Annotated in this window: 22 protein-coding genes; 13 read left to right on the forward strand and 9 right to left on the reverse strand. The window is 54.3% G+C overall.

Annotation, left to right across the window (positions count from 1 at the left end):
- The first annotated feature begins 57 nt into the window (after positions 1–57).
- Positions 58–612 (forward strand): YgjV family protein, encoded by a 555-nt coding sequence (locus AB182_RS28730; protein ID WP_047373012.1) that lies wholly within the window; start codon positions 58–60, stop codon positions 610–612.
- Here the strand turns inward: AB182_RS28730 and sstT are convergent.
- The 4 genes from sstT to AB182_RS28750 all read right to left on the reverse strand — a co-directional run bounded on the left by sstT (position 609) and on the right by AB182_RS28750 (position 5,691).
- Complete coding sequence (sstT, locus tag AB182_RS28735) at positions 609–1,853, reverse strand: serine/threonine transporter SstT (protein WP_047373013.1); 1,245 nt, start codon at positions 1,851–1,853, stop codon at positions 609–611. The two genes, AB182_RS28730 and sstT, sit on opposite strands and share 4 nt — an antisense overlap.
- 183 nt (positions 1,854–2,036) lie before the next feature.
- The gene (locus tag AB182_RS28740) at positions 2,037–3,005 is read right to left on the reverse strand and encodes a TerC family protein (protein ID WP_047373014.1); all 969 of its coding nucleotides are present in this window, start codon (positions 3,003–3,005) and stop codon (positions 2,037–2,039) included.
- 401 nt (positions 3,006–3,406) lie between these two features.
- Complete coding sequence (locus AB182_RS28745) at positions 3,407–4,405, reverse strand: Gfo/Idh/MocA family protein (RefSeq protein ID WP_047373015.1); 999 nt, start codon at positions 4,403–4,405, stop codon at positions 3,407–3,409.
- Positions 4,406–4,515: 110 nt separating this feature from the next.
- A complete protein-coding gene (locus tag AB182_RS28750) occupies positions 4,516–5,691 on the reverse strand; it encodes an aminotransferase class I/II-fold pyridoxal phosphate-dependent enzyme (protein ID WP_047373016.1) in 1,176 nt (391 codons plus the stop codon).
- A 220-nt stretch (positions 5,692–5,911) separates the two neighbouring features.
- On the opposite strand from AB182_RS28750, the gene AB182_RS28755 reads away from it, so the two are divergent.
- The 6 genes from AB182_RS28755 to AB182_RS28780 all read left to right on the forward strand — a co-directional run bounded on the left by AB182_RS28755 (position 5,912) and on the right by AB182_RS28780 (position 12,137).
- Entirely contained in the window at positions 5,912–6,718 is an 807-nt protein-coding gene (locus AB182_RS28755; RefSeq protein ID WP_047373017.1) for a MetQ/NlpA family ABC transporter substrate-binding protein, read from the forward strand.
- Between the two features lie 8 nt (positions 6,719–6,726).
- Positions 6,727–7,740 (forward strand): methionine ABC transporter ATP-binding protein, encoded by a 1,014-nt coding sequence (locus AB182_RS28760; protein ID WP_047373018.1) that lies wholly within the window; start codon positions 6,727–6,729, stop codon positions 7,738–7,740.
- Complete coding sequence (locus tag AB182_RS28765; protein ID WP_047373019.1) at positions 7,733–8,401, forward strand: methionine ABC transporter permease; 669 nt, start codon at positions 7,733–7,735, stop codon at positions 8,399–8,401. Before AB182_RS28760 ends, AB182_RS28765 begins: the two co-directional genes overlap by 8 nt.
- A gap of 31 nt (positions 8,402–8,432) precedes the next feature.
- Positions 8,433–8,888 (forward strand): S-ribosylhomocysteine lyase, encoded by a 456-nt coding sequence (locus tag AB182_RS28770; protein ID WP_047373020.1) that lies wholly within the window; start codon positions 8,433–8,435, stop codon positions 8,886–8,888.
- 3 nt (positions 8,889–8,891) lie between these two features.
- The gene (locus AB182_RS28775; RefSeq protein ID WP_047373021.1) at positions 8,892–9,653 is read left to right on the forward strand and encodes an SDR family NAD(P)-dependent oxidoreductase; all 762 of its coding nucleotides are present in this window, start codon (positions 8,892–8,894) and stop codon (positions 9,651–9,653) included.
- Positions 9,654–9,812: 159 nt separating this feature from the next.
- Positions 9,813–12,137 (forward strand): molybdopterin-dependent oxidoreductase, encoded by a 2,325-nt coding sequence (locus AB182_RS28780; protein WP_047373022.1) that lies wholly within the window; start codon positions 9,813–9,815, stop codon positions 12,135–12,137.
- A gap of 4 nt (positions 12,138–12,141) precedes the next feature.
- Here the strand turns inward: AB182_RS28780 and AB182_RS28785 are convergent, their stop codons facing one another.
- The 3 genes from AB182_RS28785 to AB182_RS28795 all read right to left on the reverse strand — a co-directional run bounded on the left by AB182_RS28785 (position 12,142) and on the right by AB182_RS28795 (position 14,719).
- Positions 12,142–13,335: an amino acid aminotransferase gene (locus AB182_RS28785; RefSeq protein WP_047373023.1), complete on the reverse strand. Its 1,194-nt coding sequence runs from the start codon at positions 13,333–13,335 to the stop codon at positions 12,142–12,144.
- 38 nt (positions 13,336–13,373) lie between these two features.
- Positions 13,374–13,988 (reverse strand): YitT family protein, encoded by a 615-nt coding sequence (locus tag AB182_RS28790; protein WP_039077539.1) that lies wholly within the window; start codon positions 13,986–13,988, stop codon positions 13,374–13,376.
- 251 nt (positions 13,989–14,239) lie between these two features.
- On the reverse strand, positions 14,240–14,719 hold the full coding sequence (locus AB182_RS28795; protein ID WP_047373024.1) for an Lrp/AsnC family transcriptional regulator: 480 nt from the start codon (positions 14,717–14,719) through the stop codon (positions 14,240–14,242).
- A gap of 335 nt (positions 14,720–15,054) precedes the next feature.
- On the opposite strand from AB182_RS28795, the gene AB182_RS28800 reads away from it, so the two are divergent.
- Positions 15,055–16,440 carry an amino acid permease gene (locus AB182_RS28800; protein WP_047373025.1) on the forward strand — a complete coding sequence of 462 codons (1,386 nt, stop codon included), beginning with the start codon at positions 15,055–15,057 and terminating at the stop codon, positions 16,438–16,440.
- A 29-nt stretch (positions 16,441–16,469) separates the two neighbouring features.
- Here the strand turns inward: AB182_RS28800 and AB182_RS28805 are convergent, their stop codons facing one another.
- Both AB182_RS28805 and AB182_RS28810 read right to left on the reverse strand, forming a co-directional pair.
- Positions 16,470–17,432: a sugar-binding transcriptional regulator gene (locus AB182_RS28805; protein ID WP_047373026.1), complete on the reverse strand. Its 963-nt coding sequence runs from the start codon at positions 17,430–17,432 to the stop codon at positions 16,470–16,472.
- Positions 17,433–17,467: 35 nt separating this feature from the next.
- Complete coding sequence (locus AB182_RS28810) at positions 17,468–18,262, reverse strand: triose-phosphate isomerase (protein WP_047373027.1); 795 nt, start codon at positions 18,260–18,262, stop codon at positions 17,468–17,470.
- Positions 18,263–18,510: 248 nt separating this feature from the next.
- Between AB182_RS28810 and pdxA the strand changes: the two genes are divergently transcribed.
- From pdxA to AB182_RS28835, 5 genes are all read left to right on the forward strand, one after another.
- Entirely contained in the window at positions 18,511–19,518 is a 1,008-nt protein-coding gene (gene pdxA, locus AB182_RS28815; RefSeq protein WP_047373028.1) for a 4-hydroxythreonine-4-phosphate dehydrogenase PdxA, read from the forward strand.
- Between the two features lie 27 nt (positions 19,519–19,545).
- Positions 19,546–21,264 carry a four-carbon acid sugar kinase family protein gene (locus AB182_RS28820; RefSeq protein ID WP_047373029.1) on the forward strand — a complete coding sequence of 573 codons (1,719 nt, stop codon included), beginning with the start codon at positions 19,546–19,548 and terminating at the stop codon, positions 21,262–21,264.
- A 205-nt stretch (positions 21,265–21,469) separates the two neighbouring features.
- Positions 21,470–22,486, forward strand: coding sequence for a 2-keto-3-deoxygluconate permease (locus AB182_RS28825; protein WP_047373470.1), 1,017 nt, complete (start codon positions 21,470–21,472; stop codon positions 22,484–22,486).
- A 1-nt stretch (position 22,487) separates the two neighbouring features.
- Positions 22,488–22,856 carry a PTS glucitol/sorbitol transporter subunit IIA gene (locus tag AB182_RS28830; protein ID WP_047373030.1) on the forward strand — a complete coding sequence of 123 codons (369 nt, stop codon included), beginning with the start codon at positions 22,488–22,490 and terminating at the stop codon, positions 22,854–22,856.
- A 15-nt stretch (positions 22,857–22,871) separates the two neighbouring features.
- Positions 22,872–23,330 (forward strand): RpiB/LacA/LacB family sugar-phosphate isomerase, encoded by a 459-nt coding sequence (locus AB182_RS28835; protein ID WP_047373031.1) that lies wholly within the window; start codon positions 22,872–22,874, stop codon positions 23,328–23,330.
- The last annotated feature ends 26 nt before the right edge of the window (positions 23,331–23,356 follow it).

The following is a 23,356-nucleotide window of genomic DNA, read 5'->3' on the forward strand; positions in this document are numbered from 1 at the left end:
ACGACGTTTCATATTATGAAGCGTCGTTTCTTTTTGTGTTATTAACAAGGATCTTCCATGAGCGCGTATTGGTTAGCCCAGGGCGTTGGTGTACTGGCGTTTATCATCGGTATCACCACGTTCATTAACCGCGACGAAAAGCGTTTCAAGCTCCAGCTTTCCCTCTACAGCGCCACGATCGGCGCGCATTTCTTTCTGATGGGCGCACTGCCTGCTGGCATGAGCGCAGAACTCAACGCCGTACGTACTATTATCTCCATGCATACCCGCAAGCTGTGGGTCATGGCCGTGTTTATTGTACTGACGCTGTTTTTTGGTTTGATCAAATTACACCACCCGGTCGAACTGCTGCCGATTATTGGTACGGTTGCCAGTACCTGGGCGCTGTTTCGCTGCAAAGGACTTTCCGTGCGCTGCATCATGTGGTGTTCAACCGCCTGCTGGGTCACGCATAACCTGTGGCTGGGATCGATTGGCGGCACTTTGATAGAAGGCAGCTTCCTTGTGGTGAACGGCCTGAACATTATCCGTTTCTGGCGAATGCAAAAACGCGGCATCGACCCGTTTAAAGTCGAAACCGCGCTGCAAAAAGAGAGCACTTCTCCGCGTTAATTGCGCAGAGGCATTAACGACGCGCGCTCGCTGTCTGCCTGGCAGGCGGCCGCGGTAAACAGCACATCGGTTGAGGAGTTGATGGCGGTCTCGCAGGAGTCCTGCACGACGCCAATAATGAAGCCGACGGCGACGACCTGCATGGCAACATCGGCTGAAATGCCGAACAAGTTACAGGCCAGCGGAATAAGCAGCAGCGAGCCGCCCGCTACCCCGGATGCGCCACAGGCGCAGAGCGAAGCCACGATGCTTAAGAGCACGGCTGTCGGGATATCCACGGCCACGCCCAATGTATGTACTGCCGCCAGCGAGAGCACGGTGATGGTGATGGCCGCGCCAGCCATATTGACTGTCGCCCCCAGGGGGATCGATACGGAATAGGTGTCTTTATCAAGCCCGAGTTTTTCGCACAGCGCCATATTTACCGGGATATTCGCCGCCGAGCTACGGGTGAAAAAAGCGGTTACACCGCTTTCACGTAAACAGAGAAGCACCAGCGGATAAGGGTTGCGGCGGATCTTCACCCAGACCAGCAGCGGGTTAATCACCAGCGCAACCAGCAACATACAACCGACCAGCACAAGCAGCAGTTGCGCGTAGCTCCAGAGCGCGCCAAAGCCCGTTGTCGCCAGGGTGGAGGCCACAAGCCCCAAAATACCCAGCGGTGCAAAGCGAATCACTAACGTAACCATAAACGCCACCGCACTGGACATGTCGTTAAGCAGACTTTTGCTGGCATCGCTACTGTGGCGCAAGGCAAAGCCGAGACCAATGGCCCAGGCCAGGATCCCGATGTAATTTCCTTTGATCAGCGCATCGACCGGGTTTGCGACGATGTTCATCAGCAGTCCTTCCAGCACGCCAATAATACCGGAAGGTGCGACGATATCGGTCGCGCCTGCTACCAGATGCAGGGTGGACGGGAACAGAAAACTGACCATCACCGCAGTCAATGCGGCGGAGAAGGTGCCGATTAAATAAAGCAGCAGGATAGGACGAATGCTGATTTTTTGCCCCTGCCGATGATTAGCCACCGAGGCCATCACCAGAAACAATACCAGAACCGGAGCCACGGCTTTTAGCGCGCCGACAAACAGTGTGCCCAGCATGCCAGCGGCGAGAGCGGTATCAGGCGAAAGCCAGCTCAACAAGATGCCCAGTACCAGTCCGGCGAGAATTTGCTTGACGATATTGCCGCGCATCATGCGTTGCAACCATGTCGTAGTGAGTTGTGTGTGCATACCTTTTCCTTGGTTTTATTGGTGTTCCATCGGTGCTGCGCCAGCAGGCGCAACGGATTGAGTATAAAGAATTCGCTGCCCGGAGGGCTGTTTCAGATACTGGCGGGGGGAAAAATCAGAAAAACGCCCTCTCCGGAAAGAGGGCGTACCAGGGACTTTGTTAACTTAGCGCCTTAGAACTGCTTATTCAGCAAGCTCACGCTTATCGTTGCGGTGGTTAACCCATGCGTTAATCAGCAAAGTCACCACCAGAATGCCGCCCACGATGCCAAGCGAGATGGCAATCGGGATATGGAAGAAATCGACAATCAGCATCTTGATACCGATAAACACCAGGATCACCGACAGGCCATATTTCAGCATCGAGAAGCGTTCTGCCACCCCTGCCAGCAGGAAGTACATCGCACGCAGGCCCAGGATTGCAAACAGGTTAGACGTCAGTACGATAAACGGGTCGGTAGTGACAGCAAAAATTGCCGGAATACTGTCGACCGCAAATATCACATCGCTCAGTTCAACCAGAATCAGCACCAGCAGCAATGGCGTGGCAAACAGCAAGCCATTCTTACGCACAAAGAAGTGCTCGTTTTCGATTTTATCCGTCATGCGCAGATGGCTGCGTAACCAGCGAACCAGAGGCTTGTCGCCAATGCCGCCTTCATCTTCTTTTGCCAGCGCCATTTTCACACCGGTGAAAAGCAGGAATGCGCCGAAGACGTACAGAAGCCATTCAAACTGGGAGATAAGCCAACTGCCGGCGAAGATCATGATGGTACGCAGGACGATCGCGCCGAGTACACCGTAGATCAACACGCGACCTTGCAGCGCAGCCGGTACCGAGAAGTAGCTGAACAGCATCAGCCAGACAAAGACGTTATCCACCGCCAGCGCTTTTTCAATCAGATAACCGGTCAGGAACGCCAGCGCCTGGGTGTCGGCAACGGCGCGGCCCTCGTTTTGTACCAGATACCACCAGAATGCAGCGTTAAATAAGAGAGAAAGACTAACCCAGACCAGAGACCAGACGGCCGCCTGTTTCATGGACATCGTGTGCGCGCCACGACGCCCCTGAAGCAGGAGGTCGATAGCCAGCATGATAACGACAACAACGGCGAAGCCGCCCCAGAGTAGCGGTGTACCGACAGTATTCATGTGAGGTTCCTCAGCACCTTACACGTCATCCTTGATGATGGCGTGTATAAACAAAAACGGCTAACGTCGAAAGACGTCAGCCGCATGCTTTAGGTGCAATTGGGTCCTCGCCTTTCGGCAAGGTCTCACTTACGTCACATTAATGACGCCCGGCGACCGGATGCTTATACCCGTCATATTTCGAACCGCAGGTGCGTTGGCTACATTCGTTCATCCGACTCACTTACTTTGTAAGCTCATCGCGACTCTCTCACTTGCCGCCTTCCTGCAACGCGAAATCTTTAGGGTAGAGGCATCGTAATGACGACCCACCGGCAACGAAGTTACTCCCCTTTGCTCGTAACAAAATATGACAGGGGATTCACCCCGTCAATGATCTGTAACATATGTTTTACATACCTTTACGCAGGCAGTTCCACGCTCACATCATCTGCCGGGAAAACTACCCCCGTTTGACGGCGGATTTCCGTCGACAGCTTCGCGGTGATACGGCTAACGGCCAGGCCTGCATGGTTTACTTCATTCTGCTCGACCAGGCTGGCGAACGTTTCCGCTTCGTACAGCATGGTGTTGATATGCTGAGGCTGCGTCAGCTCCTGCGCTTTGCCGCCGCGCGGCACGAAAGAGAGCTTCTGGCATTCGGAGATCTTTTCGATGACCAGCGAACCGGCTTCGCCCTGAATTTCGCTTGGCAGTACCGAGTCGCTCACTTTGGAATGTTGCAGCGTGACGCTGAAATCGCCGTAGTCGAGTACGACCACGCCGTGAGCATCTACGCCGCTTTCCAGCAGGCTGGCGGTGGCCTGCACGCCCTTCGGTTCGCCCCAGAGCGCAACAGAGGCGGCCAGGACATAAAAACCGATATCCATAATCGAGCCGTTAGAGAAGGCCGGATTAAATGTGTTCGGGTTTTCGCCGTCCAGGTAACGCTGGTAGCGCGAGGAGTACTGGCAATAGTTGAGAAACGCTTTGCGCAGTTTACCTGCTTTCGCAAGTGACTGTTTAAGCAGCACAAAATTGGGCAGGCTGGCGGTTTTAAAGGCTTCGAACAGGACTACCTGATTCTCTCTGGCACAGGCAATCGCCTCTTCCACTTCGTGCAGGTTCGACGCCAGCGGCTTTTCGCAAATGACATGTTTTTTATGGCTGAGAAAGAGTCGGGTTTGCGGAAAATGCAGCGAGTTGGGGCTGGCAATATAAACTGCATCAATCTCATCGCTTTGTGCCATGGCCTCCAGCGAGGTAAAAAGATGTTCGACAGGATAATCCCGGGAGAAATCCTGCGCCTGTTCGAGGCTGCGGGAGTACACTGCCGTGAGTTTATATTTGCCCGTTTCATGGGCGGCATCGACAAACTGGCGGGTGATCCAGTTTGTGCCAATGACAGCAAAACGTATCATTAAGCGAGTTCCTTTAACTGAGCACTGTCTGGCAATGTAGCATGATGCGCACAGAGGAAAAAAGGTTGATCTCCCGGTTATGGAAGACGTCTCGCATGTCACTCTTTTTGTTAAAAAAGATTAAGCCCGGCAATGCGATCCAGCGCACTTTGCAACGCTTCATCTCCCGCTGTCAGGCTAATGCGAATAAAACCTTCCCCACCTTGCCCAAAACCTGTGCCAGGCGCGACCAGCACATGCGCCTCGTGCAACAACAAGTGGGCAAATTGCTGCGAGTTAAACGCAGGCGGTACCGTAAGCCAGAGGAAAAAAGTCCCTTGCGTTTCGCGTACCGGCCAGCGTAGCGCCGCCAGGCGCTGTAACACGCGTTCGCGACGCTGGTGGTAGACCGATACCAGTTGCGCTAAACGTTCAGAGGGGAGGGCGAGCGCCGTGACCGCCGCATCCTGAATCGCGCCAAACACAGTACTGTAGCTGTGCGTGTGCAATTTTTTAAATGCCCGGATGATCGAGGCGTTGCCGACCGCAAAGCCAAAGCGCCAGCCCGCCATATTAAAGGTCTTCGAGAACGTATACGTTTCCACTCCCCACGCTTTCGCGTCGGATTGCGAGAAGAGGCTCAGCGGAGTGTCTGCGGTATCGCTGCCAATGGCGGCATAGGCAAAATCATGCAGGATCGGCACGTGATAACGCCGTGCGAAGCGCAACGCGCTGGCGAACAGTTCCGGTGTGGCCAGCGCACCCGTCGGGTTATGTGGATAGTTGAGTACCACCAGTCCGGCCTTGTCTGCAACGTTACCCGGTACCTCGTTGAAATCAGGCAGGAACTGATTTTCCGCACGAAGTGGCAGGCCGTAAAAACAGGCCTGAGACTGCAATGCCGCCGAGCGGTAAATGGGATAGCAAGGGTCGGTAGAAATCAGATATTGCCCTGGGCTGAGGACCGCGCGAGGGATCCCGCTCACCCCGATATGTGACCCCTGGAATACCGCCACTTCGCTGTCGGGATCGAGCGCCACGCCGTAATGGCGCAGATAAAAATCGGCAATGGCCTGGCGGATCTGCGGCTTGCCCCAGAATGAGGGATACCCGTGGTTCTCACTTCTCGCAATCGCTGCCTGCAGCGAGGCGACCACTTCCGGCGGCGTGGGTTGATCCGGGCTGCCGCTCGAGAGATCGATCAGCGGTAAATCGGGCGTGTTCACCTGGGCTGCCAGTTTTTCCAGTACACTGAATAAATTCTCTTCCAGCGCATCGACCAGCGGTGAGGCGTTAAAATCAGGCATGGGGTTCTCGGATTTATTTATTAATATGTTTCCATCTTTAATTTATTTTTCTGCATTGTCTAAGCAACAAAATTAGCTATTGATTTCTGATTTTTAGATATGGATTTCCTGATTATATTTATGCGAAAAAAGCAAAATGAAATCCGGTAATGTGACTTACAACGCACAGTCGGCTGTGATTTAATCGATTTTACTTGCACACCAACAGGGAAAATGCGTTATGAACAAGCCAGTAGTATTAGGTTTTGTCTTTGCTTTATTGTCATCATCTTCATTTCTGGCTGCGGCGCAGGATAATATTATTCGTGTCGGTTTTAATCCCGGGCCTTATAAAGAACAATTTGAAAAGGGTGTCGCACCTTTTCTGATTAAGAAAGGCTATAAAGTCGAATATAAAGATTTCAGCGATGGTATTCAGGTAAACGATGCGGTTGCCCGTGGCAACATTGAAGCCAATATCATGCAGCACCCGGTATATTTGAAATCGGTGAATGAACGTCTGGGTATCGACAACATTGGTATCGTGCAGGTGCCGACACCGCCGATGGGACTGTATGGCGGCAAAATCAAAGCGCTGAAAACCCCGGCGGCAGGCACCGTAATTTCTGTTCCTAATCAGCCGCCTAATGAATATCGGGCTCTGTTAGTGCTCCAAAGCCTCGGCTGGGTAAAACTCAAGCCAGACAGCGATCCTGCCACCTTCTCACAGCGCAACATCCTCGAAAATCCGTACAAAATTGTCCTCAAAGAGATGGATAACGCGCAGCAGGTCCGTGCGCTGCCGGATGTGGATTACGGTTTGATTCAGGGCAACTTTGCCGTATCCAGCGGTCTGAAGCTCAATTCGGCATTACAGCTTGAAACCCCGGTAAGCCAGTTTATTAACGTCGTGACCATTGCCGGTAAAAATAAAGACGCGCAGTTTGCTAAAGATATTGTTGCCGGATACCACTCAGCTGATTTCAAAAATTATATTTTGACTCACGAGCAATATAACGGTTACTTGCAGCCTGATTATTTGAAATGAGCAATGCAATGATTGAGCTTCGCCATGTCAGCAAAACATTCTCCCGTAATGGAAACCCGGTTCTGGCATTAAAGGACATTAACCTTAGTATTGCTAAGGGCGATATTTTCGGGATTATTGGTTATAGCGGTGCAGGGAAAAGTACCTTGCTACGTTTAATCAATCGTCTCGAATCGCCAGGCCAGGGAGAGGTGGTGATTAATGGCGAAGTACTGCAGGAATTTAGCGGTAAACGTCTGCGTGCGATCAAGAAAGATATTGGAATGATCTTTCAGAACTTTAATTTGCTGAATTCGAAAACGGTTTTCCATAACGTCGCCATTCCGCTCATTTTGCAGGGGCGTGATAAGGCATTTATTCAGGCACGGGTGACGGAGTTGCTGGAGTTTGTCAATCTCAGCGACAAGCTGCATAGCTTCCCGAACGAATTATCGGGCGGGCAAAAACAGCGTGTCGGTATTGCTCGCGCGCTGGCGACCAATCCATCCGTTTTATTGTGTGATGAAGCGACATCGGCGCTGGATCCCCATACCACGGTGCAGATCTTACTGTTGTTGCAGGAGATCAACCGCCGCTATGGCATCACCATCGTGCTGATCACGCACGAAATGTCGGTTATTCAGAAGATCTGTAACAAGGTTGCGGTAATGCAGAACGGCAGCATTGTGGAGCAGGGCGAGGTCTTTAACTTGTTTGCCCAGCCGCAACATCCGGTCACCGCCAGCTTCGTGCAGTCGGTGATTCATGACAAGCTGCCGGAGCGCGTCTCCTCTGTGCTGCAACGGGATAACGGCGCGCAGGCTCTGCGCCTTGAGTTTGTTGGCGCAACGGCGCAGCAGCCCATCATCAACCGCATCATCAAGGACTATGCCATTGAGGTGAATATTCTCTTTGCCAGCATGTCCGACGTTCAGGGGCGGATTCTGGGGTTCATGATCGTGCAGATTCTCGGTGAGGCAGAGCAAACCGACAACGCCATTGCCCACCTTCGCGACGCAGGAGTGAAAATCACCCATGTTTGAGTTTATTGACACAGCCGTCACCGGCGATCAATTCCTGCTGGCATTGCACGACACCCTGGTGATGATCGCCGTTTCGCTGGGTTTCGGTTCACTGCTCGGCATCCCGCTGGGCATTGTGCTGGTCGTTTGCCGTCCTGGCGGCATTCTGCCCAACCGGTTTGTGCACCAGGTGCTGAACCCGATAATCAATGTTGTTCGCTCGCTGCCGTTTATCATTTTGCTGATCACCATTCTGCCTTTTACCCGTCTGGTGGTGGGTACCACCATCGGTACGGCAGGGGCGATTGTGCCGCTGATTGTTTTTATTGCGCCCTATATTTCCCGGCTGGTCGAAAGCTCGCTGCTGGAAGTGGATGAGGGGATCCTTGAGGCCGCCGATGCCATGGGCGCCACCGCCTTACAGACCATCTGGCACTTTATGTTGCCGGAAGCAGCATCATCTCTGATTTTGGCCCTTACTACCGCCACCATTGGCCTGCTGGGCGCGACCGCCATGGCCGGAACCGTGGGCGGCGGCGGGATCGGCGATTTAGCCATTACCTATGGTTACCAGCGCTTTGATGCTTTCGCCACGCTGGTCACCGCGCTGGTGCTGATTGTCATCGTTCAGCTTACCCAGACCCTCGGAACCCGCGTTGCTCGCCGTATTCGCCGCGAGTGAGGCTGCTATTTCATCTATTCAGGAGAGCAATATGCCAGTTGTAGAGAGCTTTACCCTCGACCATACCAAAGTCAAAGCCCCGTATGTCCGCGTAGCCGGTTATGAGCGTCACCGGCTTGGCAGTGTGGTGCAGAAGTTTGATTTACGTTTCCTGCAACCCAATGCGGATGCCATTCCCACCGCCGCGCTACACACTCTGGAACACCTGCTGGCGTTTGGTCTGCGTGAAGAACTGGAAGGCGTTATCGATATTTCACCGATGGGTTGCCGTACCGGTTTCTATCTGATCCTGTGGGATGAGCACGATCCGAAACACATCGCAGCGGCGCTGACACGGGTCTTGCAGCGTGTGCTTACCGCAACAGATGTGCCTGCGGTCACGCCGCTTGCCTGCGGCAACTATCGCGATCACTCACTGTTCTCGGCCCAGGAATACGCGAAGCTGGTGCTGGATGCCGGTATCAGCGACGACCCGTTTCGGGAATAAGCGATGATTGCCCTCGATTTTCGCGGCCAGACTGCCGTCGTGACCGGCGGCCTGCAGGGGATTGGTAAAGCCATTGCGGAACTGCTGCATCGCGGCGGCGCAAATGTAGTGGTAGGCGATATCGCCGCCAGAGCGCGGGAGCAGACACTGCGCCAGCTAGTGCTACGTACCGATGTTTCCTCTCGCGAACAGGCCCATCAGCTCATTGGCGCCGCGGTGGAGACTTTCGGCGGCGTGGACATCCTGGTCAATAGCTGCGGCGTCTCGGCGATGAGTACGGTAACGCAGATGAGCGATGCCGACTGGCAGCGCATTCTGGACGTCAACGTCAAAAGCATTGGTTACCTGGCGGAGGCGGCCATACCGCTAATGAAAGCCAAAAGCGGTGGCCGCATCATCAATATCGCCTCACAGGCGGGAAAAAATGGCTATCGGCTAATGGGGCAGTATGTGGCGTCTAAACATGCGGTCCTCGGCCTGACTAAAGTGATGGCCATTGAGCTCGCCCGTGACAATATCCTGGTGAACGCGGTGTGCCCCGGCATTGTCGAGACGGAGATGAAGTGGCGCGAACGTCGCGAAGGTGCGGAACTGCGCGGCATGACGCCGGAAGCCATCTACGCCGAAGACTGTTCCCAGGTTCTGCTGGGACGCACGGCGCAACCAGAAGATGTGGCTGGCGTAGTGGCGTTTCTTGCCAGCCCGCTGGCGGCCTATATGACCGGGCAGGCGATTAATGTGACCGGTGGGATGACGATGCACTAAAACCTGCCCATCAGGCTATTTTATTTGCCATTTTGGACCTGGGCAGTGCTCACAATCCTCACGTACTACGTGTACGCTCCGGTTGTTGCGCGCTGTCCGTGTCCAAACTGCCTGCAACAATAACGCCTGATGGGCAGGTTTCATTTCTGAGGTATCACAATGAAACCTGATCAACTTGCGGTAATGCACTGGGGAACCTACCGGGTGACCACCGATAACGGCAAACTGACCGCTGTCAGCCCGGTGGCCTGGGACAGCAACCCGTCGCGCATTGGGCAATCGCTGCCGGGTGCGGTGCAGGGAACCTCACGCGTACGCCGTCCGGCGGTGCGGGAGGGGTTTCTGCAAAAAGGCGCCGCCTCGCGGGAAGGGCGTGGACGTGAACCTTTTGTCGAAGTGAGCTGGGAGCAGGCGCTGACGCTGGTGGCCGATGAACTCACCAGAGTGAAACGCGAGCAGGGCAATGCGGCGATTTATGGCGGCTCTTATGGCTGGTCGAGCGCCGGACGTTTTCATCATGCGCAAAGCCAACTGCACCGCTTTCTCAATTTCTTTGGTGGCTATACCGGCAGCACCAATACCTACAGTATCGCCGCCGGAGAGCGCATTTTGCCGCATATTCTCGGCGATCTCGACACCCTGCAACGCCAGCATACCCACTGGCCGGTGCTGGCGGAGCACTGCGAGTTATTTGTCGCCATTGGCGGCTTGCCGCTGCGTAATGCGCAGGTGAACGGCGGCGGGGCCAACGATCATGCCCTGCAACACTGGTTGCAGACCTTGCGCCGTAACGGCACCCGCTTTATCAATATCAGTCCGGTAAAAAACGATCTCTCTGCCGTACCGGATGCCGACTGGCTGGCCGTTATCCCGGGGAGCGACACTGCGCTACTGCTGGCGCTCTGCCAGGTGCTGATTGCCGACGGGTTATACGACCGGGCGTTTGTTGACAGCCACACGGTGGGGTTCGCACCGTACCGGGATTATCTCTTTGGCCGGGATGACGGCGTGGTGAAAAGCCCGGAATGGGCTGAGTCCAGAACCGGGCTTGCCGCCGGGGCGATCCGTCATCTGGCCCATGAGATGGCACGGCATCGCACGATGATTAACATAGCCTGGTCGGTTCAGCGTGCCCGTCAGGGAGAACAGACCTTCTGGGCGACGGTGGCGTTGACCGCGTTGCTGGGGCAGATTGGCACGCCCGGCGGTGGACTGGGATTTGGCTACGCCTCGACCAACCTGGCGGGAGCCGACCGGCGCGTCTTTTCCGGCCCGCGTTTGCCCCAGGGGCGCAATCCGGTTGCAGGCAAAATTCCGGTCGCCCGTTTCGCCGACATGCTGCTGCATCCCGGCGAACCCTATGAATTTGACGGGCAGACCCACTTTTACCCGGACATTCGCTTTGTCTACTGGGCGGGCGGCAATGTCTTTCATCACCATCAGGATCTCAACAGGCTGGTGCGCGCCTGGCGGCGTCCGGAAACCATTGTGGTCCACGAGCAGTACTGGACGGCGCAGGCGAAATTCGCCGACATTGTGCTGCCCGCCACCACCTCGCTTGAGCGAGAGGACATCGGGAGCGCCAGCAACGACGGCTTTATGATCGCCATGCGCCAGCACATTGCGCCGTTTGCCGATGCCCGCGATGACTATGCTATTTTCAGCGGGCTGGCTGCCCGTCTCGGGTTTCGCGAGGCTTACACAGAAGGACGGGACGTCAGGGCCTGGCTACAGGTTATGTATGAGCAGTCGCGCCCGCGCGCCGAGGCCGAAGGGATCGCACTCCCGGCGTTCGATGATTTCTGGCAACAGGGCGTGCTGGAATTTATGCGTCCTGAAGAGCCGCAAATCCTGCTTAAGGATTTTCGTGACGATCCGCTTAACGCCCCGCTTGCCACACCTTCCGGCAAGATAGAGCTTTTTTCGCAGACGATTGCCGATTTTGGCTACGAAGAGTGTCCGGGGCATCCGTACTGGCACGAGCCGGAGGCGCAGTATCAGCAGACGGTTGGCCGGGAATGGCCGCTGCATTTGCTCTCCAGCCAGCCGCGTACCCGGCTGCACAGTCAGTACGACCACGGCAGCGTAAGCCGGGAGAGCAAAATTTCCGGGCGAGAGCCGCTGTGGATCCATCCGCATGATGCTGCCGCGCGCGGTATTCGCGACGGCGACGTGGTGAAAGTGTTCAATACGCGAGGCGCATTACTGGCCGGGGTGAAATTGAGTGAGGCTATACGGCCCGGCGTGGTGCAGATGTCCACCGGCGCCTGGTATGACCCGGAAAATACCTCCGACGCCCAGCCGCTGGATAAACACGGTAATCCCAATGTGTTAACCGAAGATCGCGGCAGTTCGCGTCTGGGACAGGGCTGTAGCGCGCAGAGTTGCCGGGTGGAGATTGCGAAATTTGAGGGGAGTTTGCCAGCGGTAACGGCCTGGGAACCGCCTGTTTTTGTCACGCTCGGGCAACAAAAACAGGCGTGATACCTTACTGCACGGCGGCGAAGGCTGAGGCTACGCGTGCGATATTGTTGTGGTTAAGGCCCGCCACGCAGACACGGCCGCTGGCAATCAGGTAGACCCCAAAGGCTTCACGCAGTTTATCCACCTGTTCGGCGCTGAACCCGGTGTAACTGAACATCCCGCGCTGGGTGAGCAAGTAGGTAAAATCGTGATCCGGCAGAGCGTCTTTAAGCACATCCACCAGCGCCTGGCGCATTTCGCTGATGCGGGTGCGCATGGCGTCCACTTCGGCACGCCACAGGGCGTTCAGCTCTGGATCGTTGAGCACCATGGAAACCACCTGCGCGCCAAAGTTCGGCGGGCTGGAGTAGTTGCGACGCACGGTGGCTTTTAACTGGCCCAGCACGCGTCCGGCGGCATCGGCATCTTCACACACCACGGACAGCCCGCCCACGCGCTCGCCGTACAGCGAGAAAATCTTGGAGAACGAGTTGCTGACCAGCGCAGGCAGGCCAGTGCTGGCAATCGCGCGAATGGCGTAGGCGTCATCTTCCAGACCCGCGCCAAATCCCTGATAGGCGATGTCGAGGAACGGGATCAGATCGCGGGAAATCAGCACTTCAATCACTTCATCCCACTGCGCATTCGTCAGATCCGCACCCGTCGGGTTATGACAGCACGGGTGCAGCAGCACGATACTGCGCGGCGGTAGCTGTTTTAAGGTGCTGAGCATGCCGCTGAAATCGACACCGCGCGTGGCATTATCGAAGTACGGGTAGGTGTGTACGTTAAATCCGGCACCGGCAAAAATAGCGATGTGGTTTTCCCAGGTTGGATCGCTGACCCATACGTCGGAGTCCGGGAAGTAGCGTTTCAGGAAATCGGCGCCCACTTTCAGCGCACCGGAGCCACCCAGCGTCTGGATAGTGGCAATACGCCCGGCGTTCAGCGCCGGATGGTTGTTGCCAAACAGCAGTGTCTGAATGGCGCTGCGATAAGGGGCAAAACCTTCCATCGGCAGATAGAGGCTGGCTTTGTGTGGCTGACTCTGCAGGCGGGTCTCAGCTTCCTGAACGGCTTTAAGGCAAGGAATGATGGCCTGCTCGTCATAATACAGCCCGATGCTGAGATTCACTTTGTCAGCGCGTTTGTCCTGATGGAAAGTCTCCATCAACGACAGGATAGGGTCGCCCGCGTAGGCGTCAACATTCTGGAACACAGTCACTACTCCTGAAATTACAGTCAGAGGTCAATCCATTACACCGCGTAGCGTCCCGGGCGGTGGTTCATGGCAATAATGGAATTCAGAATCACGGCACCCACAATAGAGGCCGCGAGCATCGGCAGGCTCACGAAGAACAGCGATGCGGTCACGATGCAGGCATCAACCACCATCTGGAATTTACCGGCGCGGATGCCGCTTTTATCCTGCAGATAGAGCGCCAGAATATTTACGCCGCCGAGGCTCGCTTTATGGCGGAACAGCACCACAAAGCCGATGCCGACCATGATATTGCCAAAGAGTGTGGCGTAGTAGGGATTAAGCTGATCGAAATGGATAAAGCGCCCGTGCAGATCGGAGAACAGCGACACCAGCGCCACGGCGCAGAACGTTTTCAGCGTAAACTGCATCCCCATCCGGCGCACAGAGAGCCAGTAAAACGGCAGGTTGATCAAAAAGAACGCCACGCCAAACGGCAAATGGGTCGCGTAGTGGATCAGAAAAGCGATACCCGCCGTACCGCCAGTGAGCGCGCCCGCCTGGCGAAACATAATCACGCCAAAAGAGATCATCAACGTACCGAACAGCAGCGCCAGCGCATCTTCCAGCCAGGTATGAGCAAGTTTATTGGGAGTCAGGACGTTATCCATAAGAAAGTACGATTCAACAATTGCCAGAGATAAGAAATATCCTGCAAAAACCACACCAGATCCGCTTTCCGGCATAACTGAGTGGGGAAAAAACAGGCGGCCATATCTCTAACATATTGATATGGCGAAAAGAGAGGGGTGCGTGTTTTGTGCGTTTACATGCCGATATTCGGGTGATGTGTGTGATTTTTTCTCATTCTATACATTAATCAACCGGTTGGTTGCACCAAAATAAGGCGCACTGCCCTGTATCAGGGCAGCAAACCGCTGTCAGGCATCAACTGACCATTTTCTTTCAGGCGGTTAAGGACAACGGAGGTCTTCAAATGCGCAACCCCTTTGTTTTGCGCCAGAATATGGCTGATTAAATGACTCAGGCCTGGCAAATCCGGCACGGCAACCCGGAGCAGGTAATCGGCGTCACCGGTGGTTTTCCAGGCATCGAGAATCGCGTCCACTTCGCTTATCATCTGGTGGAAACTTTCCACATACTCCTGCGTGTGGTTTAAAAGACGCACTTCAATCAGCCCCAGCATTTCACGCCCGGCGGCGTCCGGCGCGAGCCGCGCATGATAACCGAGAATCAATTGTGCCTGCTCCAGTGCGATACGACGCCGTGAACATTGGGAAGCAGAAAGGCCAATGAGATCGCTCAGTTCCTGGTTGGTCAAACGGCCATTGGCCTGCAGCAGGGTGAGGATTTTTAGATCAAAGTCGTCGATGTTATACATGTGCGCCAATACCGGAACGAAAGAGTGACTACCAGACTAACAGCTTTTTTGATGGCGGGAAGCCTGACGGTGCTGCGCTTTTTCCCATTGCACTAAAACGGTTCGTTTTCATGCATGCGAAAGTCACTTTTCTCATAAGTCGTGTGTTATTGGCGTCGTTAATGCGCGAAACTGCTGAACATTCAACCGATTCTCACAAAGTGTGAATCTGCATGAAAATTTATATTGTTCGCTTATTCAGTGAGTTAGCCTGCTATTGTCGTTCTCTCCCCACTGGCTGGCCTGAAAGTTGCTCAGGCCGGTGGTGACTTTTACAGACAGGGGAGCGGTCAGAGATGGCAGCACAACACGATAACGAATTAAAACGCGGGTTAAAAAACCGCCACATCCAGTTGATTGCGCTTGGTGGGGCCGTAGGCACCGGGCTGTTTTTGGGCATTGCACAGACGATTCGCATGGCCGGGCCGTCCGTACTATTGGGGTATGCGATTGCCGGACTGATTGCTTTTTTCATCATGCGCCAGCTCGGCGAAATGGTGGTAGAGGAGCCGGTGGCGGGGTCTTTCAGCCATTTTGCCAATCGCTACTGGGGACCTTTTGCCGGGTTTATGTCCGGCTGGAATTACTGGGTGCTGTATGTGCTGGTGAGTATGGCAGAGCTGACGGCGGTTGGGATTTATATTCAGTACTGGTGGCCGGACGTGCCAACGTGGGTGTCGGCGGCCATTTTCTTTGTGGCGATCAACGCTATCAACCTGACGAACGTCAAAGTGTACGGCGAGATGGAGTTCTGGTTCTCCATTATTAAAGTCGCCGCCATCATCAGTATGATTGTTTTTGGCGGTTATCTGCTGTTTAGCGGCAACGGTGGTCCGGACGCATCGGTGGCGAATCTATGGCAGGATGGCGGATTCTTCCCGAACGGCATCAGTGGTCTGGTCATGGCAATGGCGGTGATCATGTTCTCCTTTGGCGGTCTGGAGCTGGTGGGGATCACCGCAGCAGAAGCCGACGATCCGCAAAAAAGCATTCCCAAAGCCACGAATCAGGTTATTTACCGTATTCTGCTGTTTTACGTGGGATCGCTGGCCGTTTTACTGTCGCTCTACCCGTGGAAAAACGTGGTGGAAGGCGGCAGCCCGTTCGTGCTGATCTTCCATGCACTGGACAGCAATATCGTCGCCAACGCCCTCAATCTGGTGGTGCTCTCCGCCGCGCTGTCGGTTTATAACAGCTGTGTTTACTGCAATAGCCGCATGCTGTTTGGCCTGGCGCAGCAGGGTAACGCCCCGCGTTCGCTGCTTAAGGTAAACCGCCGGGGGATCCCGCTGACCGCGCTGGGCGTTTCCGCTGTGGCTACGGCGCTGTGTGTACTGATCAACTATGTGATGCCGGGTAAGGCCTTTGAATTGCTGATGGCATTAGTGGTTGCCGCATTGGTGATCAACTGGGCGATGATCTGTATCACCCACCTGAAATTCCGTCTCGCCATGCAGAAAGCCGGGAAAACCACCGCCTTTCAAAGCCTGGGTTACCCGCTGACTAACGTTATTTGTCTGCTGTTTCTGGCGGCGATTCTGGTGGTGATGTTTATGACGCCGGGGATCCGCATCTCCGTATGTCTGATCCCGGCATGGCTGCTGGTGCTGGGGGCGGGCTATATGTGGAAGAAAAAACGCGCCGCCGCAACGGCGCTGGTGGCGGGTGTTAATCAGGGCTAAAGATGGGCGCCGGGGTACAGCTCCGGCGTTTACAAAGCTTTGTGTAAGTGGATAACCGTGCGGGCGTTCGAGGCACTTGTTGCCAGCACGTCAATCACGCCGGTACGCAGTGCGCCGAGGATCGCGGTGGCTTTGGTGCTCTCAGAGGCAATGGCAATCACGCACGGAATAGCACGCAATTGTTCAAGGCTGAGGCCGATAACCCGGTTGTTCATTACCGTATCCACCGGTGTGCCCTGAATATTGAAAAAGCTGTAGCCCGCCAGATCGCCCACCACGCCTTGCTCCTGGCGTGCGGTGATGATCTCCTGCGGCGTAAACCATCCCAGTTGCACCATAAAGCTGTTTTCGTTCATATCCCCAAGACCGATGATTGCCACATCCGCTTTACTGGCCTGCTCAAGCGTGGCTTTGATCAACCTGTTCTGGATAAACGCTTCGCGCAGCGCCGGGGTTTCAACATAGGCCGGGGCATACAGCGTTTCGCTATGACCGTTAAACTTACGCGCCAGGTTACGACTGATATGGTCTGCGTCAATAAGCTGGCCATCACGGGTGGTACCGCCAATGCCACAGATAAAACGGCAGTTGCGTTCCGGGAAGATGCCCACATGGTTGGCCACCGCCGCGACATTGCGCCCCTGGCCGACCGCGACCGTCATGTCGTTTTTCAGGATCGTGGCGAGATAGTTACTCACCAGCGCGGCAACCTGCTGACGTTGTTCATCTTCATCGTGGTGATCGAGGGCAATCAGCACCCGCTTCATATCAAAATTTTGAATGAACTGTTGTTCAATCTGAGAACTAAAGACCGGATGATACTTGACGTTGATTTCAACTATTCCCTCGTGGCGGGCCTTTTTTAACAGTCGGCCCACCTTGATACGCGAGATCCCAAATCGTTGGGCAATTTCTTCCTGAGTCTGCTCCTGCTCGTAATAGGCTACGGCTATTTCCGTCAGGAGTTCGTAATCTGAGTCTTGTTCAGCCATCGCGTTGTTTTTCCATTCCCGATACCTCCCTAATACTACTGTGCTTTTGTTATAAAATCCTGCACTACACGCTGAACAATTGCGCAATACCCTGCGGCATCCCACGCTGAGCGACCGATAAATAAACCGTCAATATTCTCCTGCGAAGCCAGTTCTGCGCAGTTTTGCAGATTCACGCTTCCACCATACAGCAGGCCGATCTGTTGCCCGGCGTCATGACCATAAAGCGCGCAAAGCGCTGCTCGCAGTGCCTGATGGATTTCAGCGGCCTGTTCCGGCGTGGCCGGAGTACCGTGCTCGCCAATGGCCCAGATAGGCTCATAGGCGATAAGGGTTTGCTTCGCCTGTTCAGCGCTCAAACCGAAAAGGGCGATTTTCATCTGCCGCACCACGGTTTCTACCGACACCCCCCAACGCTTTTCATCGGCGCTGTCGCCAATGCACACCAGCGGGCGCAGGCCATGGCGCAAGGCGGTATGGACTTTGGTATTGATCGCCGCATCGGTTTCATTGAACGCACCACGGCGCTCTGAATGGCCCATCTCGACCAGGGTCGCACCGGTTTCGGCAATCATGCTGGCAGAGATTTCACCTGTCCACGCGCCCGCATCCTGCTGATGCATATTCTGCGCCCCGGTCAGGTAGGGAAGTTTGTGCTGGCGGAAAAAGTTATTCACCGGGTGAATCGCGGTGAAAGGGGGAATAAAAAAGGGCTGAATGTTCGGGTGTAAAACGGCAGGAAGTTGTGCTGCCAGCGCATTGCAGTAGGCCATAGCTTCCGACAGGGGTTTGTTCATCTTCCAGCTGGTACCAATCATCAGGTGTTTCATCAGTTTTCTCCAGATCCTTGCTAATCAGTCCTCTACAAACCATTTTATGCATCAATAATGGCTGATTGAACATTTATTCAGTGGTTGAACATATGTTAGATCACATTTTTGCGATCGAAAAATGTGGGTAATTTTTTTCTGTGATCTTCGTCACTTCTCATCGGCAATACATCAGATAGCCTAGTGTTCATATGATTTAGTAGTGAACACATGAACAAAACAGCGTTCCATAACCGAGAGGTCCGACGATGTCTGTAGATAAAAAACCCGTTGTAGCAGTCACTATTGGCGATCCTGCCGGGATTGGCCCGGAAATTACCGTTGCCACCCTGATGGACAAAGGCTTATACGACGAGTGCAAACCCTTCCTCATTGGCTCCGTGCCTATTATTGAACGGGCGATGAAAATTCAGGGATGCGACTTCCCGATCAATAAAATCACCCACCCGGAACAGGCGAAGTTCACCTGGGGCACGCTGGACGTACTGGAAACTGGCGAGTATGACTACGACAGCATTGTTTGGGGCAAGGTCCAGAAGCTGGCGGGCCAGATGTCACTGGACTATGTGATGAAGTCCATTGAGCTGGGTAAAGCGGGCCTGATCGATGTGGTCTCTACCGCGCCAATCCATAAAGAAGCCATCAAACTGGCTGGCTGCAAGCTGCCGGGCCACACCGAAATCTATCAGGTAGAAACCCATTCTGATTACGGCCTGACCATGTTCCACGTGCACAATCTGCGCGTCTTCTTCGTGAGCCGCCACATGGCGCTGAAAGATGCCTGCGATTACGCCAATAAAGAACGCGTACTGGCCTGCGTTCAGCAGATTCACCACGAATTTACTGCGCTGAATATCCAGAACCCACGCATTGCGGTGGCTGCACTGAACCCACACGGTTCTGACAATGGTCTGTTTGGTCATGAAGAGGCTGATAACCTCATTCCGGCAGTGAAAGCCGCACAGGAACTGGGCATCAATGCCATTGGGCCGGTACCGGCGGATTCCGTCTTCCACCTCGGTAAGCTGGGTAAATACGACGCCATTCTGTCGCTGTACCACGACCAGGGCCACATCGCCTGTAAAACCCTCGATTTCGAACGCTCCATCACCATCACCTTCGGCCTGCCGTTTATGCGCAGCTCCGTCGATCACGGTACGGCGTTTGATATTGCCGGGACAGGCAAAGCAGGCACGGTCAGCATGCTGGAATCCACGGTGGTTGCCGCGCGCTACTGGAAAATGAAACAGCACTAAGGCGTTGTAAATACTGAGGGGCAGAGAATGGAAAAGCATCTGTTAATTGGTAAAGGAAGTAAAGGCTGGGGCGGACCGTTAAAGGTCACGCTCGGCCAGCCGAAAAAAATCGCCTATATCACGGGGGGCATTCGCCCTCCCGTTGTCGACCGCCTGTGTGAACTCACAGGCTGGCCGTCCGTGGATGTGTTCAAAAACGGCGAACCGGCGGAAAACGAGATTGGTGTAATGGTTATCGACTGCGGCGGCACACTGCGCTGCGGTCTGTACCCGAAACGCGGTATTCCGACTATCAACCTGCATCACACCGGCAAAAGCGGCCCACTGGCGGAGTATATCCACGAGGATATTTACGTCTCTGGCGTTACCCCGGCCTGCATTGAGATGGTCTATCCCGAAGGGGAAGGCGGCAAGCTGGGTATTGTGGCGGATGACCTGACGGGTGCCACTACCGTGGGCGTACTGCTGGCGCGCAGCGGCCTGAAAACGGCGGCTTTCTTCGATACCGATTCGTTCGCCCGTAATGAAGTGGAATACCCGGCGATGGTGGTGAGCAGCGACAGCCGCCCGTTACCGAAAGCCGAAGCGCAGCAGCGGGTGAGCGCCGCCGTGCAGCAGCTTAAATCCCGTGGGGCACACTACTTCACCAAACGTATCGACACCACGCTGCGTGGCGGTATCGGTTATGAAATTGACGCCATGCTGGCGCTGTTGCCGCAAGAGACCGTGGCGGTGGTGGTCCCGTCGATGCCGCAGTCCCGCCGTATTCTGGTGGGTGGCTATTCGGTGATTGATTCCGTGGCACTTTCTTGTACCGACGTGGCGCGTGATGTGCGTACCCCGGTCACCGAGTCCTGGGTGCCGGGCTTACTGGCGAATCAGACGCAGCACCACGTTGGACATATTGCGCTGTCGCACGTCATGCAAGGTGAGGTGGTGATTCAGCAACAGTTGCAGGCGCGCCAGCAGGATGGTTCGCGGGTGATTGTGGTGGATGCGATCACGCTGGATGACGTGAATGCGATTGCTCGTGCGGTGGTCGATCTGAACTGGAACGTGCTGGCGGTGGATCCGGGTCCGTTTACCGAACGTCTGGCGATTCATCGTGGGTTGATGCGCGAAGAAAAACGTCTGGAACAGCAGCCGTTGCCGCGTAGCGCGCAGAAGGGGTCAGTAGTCATTGTTGCCGGAAGCGCGACGCCCGTGACCAGGAAGCAGCTCAACCATTTGATTGCGCATGACGATCGCGTGTGCCATATCCCGGTGGATGCGGAGCTGCTGGTGGATCGTAAAAACGCTGCGGAGATCGAAATCAGCCGCATCGTGCGTCAGGCGCACAAATGCGTTACCGAGCATAAAAATGCGCTCTTTGTCTTTGAATCGGCCCTGACCGGCAGACTGCTGGATCTGCACGAAGAAGAGCAGCGTTTCAATCTCGATCACGGCCAGGCGGCAGAAAACATCAATAAAGGTCTCGGCAGCATCGTTAAAGAGATGCTGAACTGCGCCCCGGAAGAAATTAAAGGCCTGTATATGACCGGCGGCGACACTATGGTCAATGTGCTCAAAGAGTTGGGAGCAACCGGTATTGAAATGATTGACTATGTTATTCCACAAACCGATATGGTCAGAATTATCGGGGGGGAATATGCCGGATTAGTCTGCGTGGGCAAAGGCGGATTAACCGGACCGGAAGATATTATTAGCACCATTGTGGAACATATTTATAAAGAATCACTGCAATAAATTACCCGTAATACTTTACGTTGCAAGTGCGTTGGCTTTCTCGCTCACCCCAGTCACTTACTGGAGTAAGTTCCTGAGGATTCACTGCGTCGCCGCCTTCCTGCAACGCAAATTATTTAGGGTAAATAATAATATGCGACGCGAACAATTGTTCGGGCAGTGCGTTGTGAATAATTCACTTATGTATCCGTATGCGAGTTATCCTATGAAGATTAACATATTTGATAAAATGAATAAGGTGCCAGGCGGTCTCATAATTATTCCGTTGCTGGTGGCGATTCTTCTTAATACTTTTGTACCCCAGGCTCTGACGATTGGTGGACCAACGACGGCATTATTTAAAGTCGGATCCAGCGCCATGATGGGGATATTTCTGCTGATTTGCGGTACCTCAATTAATATTCGCCAGGCGGGGCTGCCTTTATACAAAGGGGCGGTATTGCTGACTCTGAAATGTATCGCTGGTGCCCTGGCCGTGTGGGTTGTCGGAACGATGTTTGGTCCGGTCGGGTTCCTTGGTATTTCGACGCTGGCGTTCGTGGCCTGCCTGACCAGCTCTAACAGCTCACTCTATATTGCCCTGTGCAGTAACTATGGTGACGCCAGTGATGCAGGCGCGATCTCGGTGTTCTGTATCAAAGACGGTCCGTTTGTCACCATGATGGTGCTGGGGGTGAGCGGCCTGGCAAACATCCCGTTTGCGGCCCTGTTATCAATGCTCATTCCGCTGCTTATCGGCATGCTGTGGGGCAACCTCGACGATCGCTTTAAGCAGTTGTGTGCCTCGGCTCAACCGCTGATCATTATCATCATGTCGTTTGCCATCGGCGCGAACTCCAGTATCAACACCGTGTTTACCGCCGGGCTGTCCGGGATTGTATTGGGGATTATCTCTGCCATTACCGGCATCATGTTCTACTTCCTGTATAACCTGTTCCTGAAGAAGAAAACGGCGCTGGGTGCGGCACTGGGGACGACGGCGGCAAGCTCGGCACTAACGCCAGCGATGGTGGCTCAGGCGGATCCTTCCCTGGCGGTCTACGTAGACGCCGCCACGGCTCAGCTCGCCACCGCCAGTATTATCACCATGTTAACCGCACCGGTGCTGGTGGCCTGGTTTGATAAACGACTGAAAGCGCGTGCACCTGTTGTGGAAGAAGTTGCGGTGGTGGAAGAGAAACCGATGCCGTTGTCATCACAGGTCAGTAAAGGAAACAAATAAGATGTCTTCGCCGTTGTACCATCTGGAAATAACCTATGTGGGTGAGTTTGTCGCGGAATATTTACAACAGGATAAATTAATATTATTTGCTGAACCTGTTCCGCCAGATATCGCCGACTATTGCGCCATACATCGGCCAGGGGATTTTACCATTGTGTTATTACTAGGCCAGCGAGTAAAAATAAATAATGCTACATACCGAATTACCGCTGTGGGTGATGTGGCAACGGCGAATTTAAAACAGCTCGGACATATTACGTTAAGTTTTGATGGCGCCATTGACGCTGAATTACCTGGCACAGTCCACCTCTGTGGGCCAACGCCACAAAAGATTCTCCCAGGGGATCAGATTTCAATTTTCTGTGAATAATTTGAGGACATTGCTATGAAAACAATCGCCATTGGTGCGGATGATGCCGCCTACGCGTTTCGCGATGCTATTACCAGTTATCTGGCTCAGCAGGGAATCACTGTTGTTGATTACAGCAGCGATAAACGCCCGGACGCGAATTATTATCCTGACGTTGCCCATGAAGTTGCGATGGCTATTAAGCAGGGAGAGCATGACCGCGGCATTTTAATTTGCGGTACCGGTATTGGAATGAGCATTGTGGCCAATAAAGTGCCAGGCGTTCGTGCTGCACAGTGCCACGACACTTTCTCAGCCGAGCGTGCGCGTAAAAGCAACAATGCGCAGATCGTGACCTTAGGTGCGCGTGTGATAGCACCTGAGCTGGGCAAACTGATTATTCAGGCCTGGCTGGATTCGGAATATGAAGGGGGCGGTTCTGCGGCAAAAGTAGAACGCATTGATTATTACCAGAATCAGCACGCCAGAGACTAAACGCCACGGCGCGTAAGGAGACCAGG

Source organism: Phytobacter ursingii, from assembly GCF_001022135.1.
In the GTDB taxonomy this organism is placed as follows: Bacteria; Pseudomonadota; Gammaproteobacteria; order Enterobacterales; family Enterobacteriaceae; genus Phytobacter; species Phytobacter ursingii.

What these genes read in the sequence shown, in the direction of transcription:
- AB182_RS28730 (WP_047373012.1), top strand. Translation starts at nt 58, where the DNA reads ATGAGCGCGTATTGGTTAGCCCAGGGCGTTGGTGTACTGGCGTTTATC.
- sstT (WP_047373013.1), bottom strand. Translation starts at nt 1,853, where the DNA reads ATGCACACACAACTCACTACGACATGGTTGCAACGCATGATGCGCGGC.
- AB182_RS28740 (WP_047373014.1), bottom strand. Translation starts at nt 3,005, where the DNA reads ATGAATACTGTCGGTACACCGCTACTCTGGGGCGGCTTCGCCGTTGTT.
- AB182_RS28745 (WP_047373015.1), bottom strand. Translation starts at nt 4,405, where the DNA reads ATGATACGTTTTGCTGTCATTGGCACAAACTGGATCACCCGCCAGTTT.
- AB182_RS28750 (WP_047373016.1), bottom strand. Translation starts at nt 5,691, where the DNA reads ATGCCTGATTTTAACGCCTCACCGCTGGTCGATGCGCTGGAAGAGAAT.
- AB182_RS28755 (WP_047373017.1), top strand. Translation starts at nt 5,912, where the DNA reads ATGAACAAGCCAGTAGTATTAGGTTTTGTCTTTGCTTTATTGTCATCA.
- AB182_RS28760 (WP_047373018.1), top strand. Translation starts at nt 6,727, where the DNA reads ATGATTGAGCTTCGCCATGTCAGCAAAACATTCTCCCGTAATGGAAAC.
- AB182_RS28765 (WP_047373019.1), top strand. Translation starts at nt 7,733, where the DNA reads ATGTTTGAGTTTATTGACACAGCCGTCACCGGCGATCAATTCCTGCTG.
- AB182_RS28770 (WP_047373020.1), top strand. Translation starts at nt 8,433, where the DNA reads ATGCCAGTTGTAGAGAGCTTTACCCTCGACCATACCAAAGTCAAAGCC.
- AB182_RS28775 (WP_047373021.1), top strand. Translation starts at nt 8,892, where the DNA reads ATGATTGCCCTCGATTTTCGCGGCCAGACTGCCGTCGTGACCGGCGGC.
- AB182_RS28780 (WP_047373022.1), top strand. Translation starts at nt 9,813, where the DNA reads ATGAAACCTGATCAACTTGCGGTAATGCACTGGGGAACCTACCGGGTG.
- AB182_RS28790 (WP_039077539.1), bottom strand. Translation starts at nt 13,988, where the DNA reads ATGGATAACGTCCTGACTCCCAATAAACTTGCTCATACCTGGCTGGAA.
- AB182_RS28795 (WP_047373024.1), bottom strand. Translation starts at nt 14,719, where the DNA reads ATGTATAACATCGACGACTTTGATCTAAAAATCCTCACCCTGCTGCAG.
- AB182_RS28800 (WP_047373025.1), top strand. Translation starts at nt 15,055, where the DNA reads ATGGCAGCACAACACGATAACGAATTAAAACGCGGGTTAAAAAACCGC.
- AB182_RS28805 (WP_047373026.1), bottom strand. Translation starts at nt 17,432, where the DNA reads ATGGCTGAACAAGACTCAGATTACGAACTCCTGACGGAAATAGCCGTA.
- AB182_RS28810 (WP_047373027.1), bottom strand. Translation starts at nt 18,262, where the DNA reads ATGAAACACCTGATGATTGGTACCAGCTGGAAGATGAACAAACCCCTG.
- pdxA (WP_047373028.1), top strand. Translation starts at nt 18,511, where the DNA reads ATGTCTGTAGATAAAAAACCCGTTGTAGCAGTCACTATTGGCGATCCT.
- AB182_RS28820 (WP_047373029.1), top strand. Translation starts at nt 19,546, where the DNA reads ATGGAAAAGCATCTGTTAATTGGTAAAGGAAGTAAAGGCTGGGGCGGA.
- AB182_RS28825 (WP_047373470.1), top strand. Translation starts at nt 21,470, where the DNA reads ATGAAGATTAACATATTTGATAAAATGAATAAGGTGCCAGGCGGTCTC.
- AB182_RS28830 (WP_047373030.1), top strand. Translation starts at nt 22,488, where the DNA reads ATGTCTTCGCCGTTGTACCATCTGGAAATAACCTATGTGGGTGAGTTT.
- AB182_RS28835 (WP_047373031.1), top strand. Translation starts at nt 22,872, where the DNA reads ATGAAAACAATCGCCATTGGTGCGGATGATGCCGCCTACGCGTTTCGC.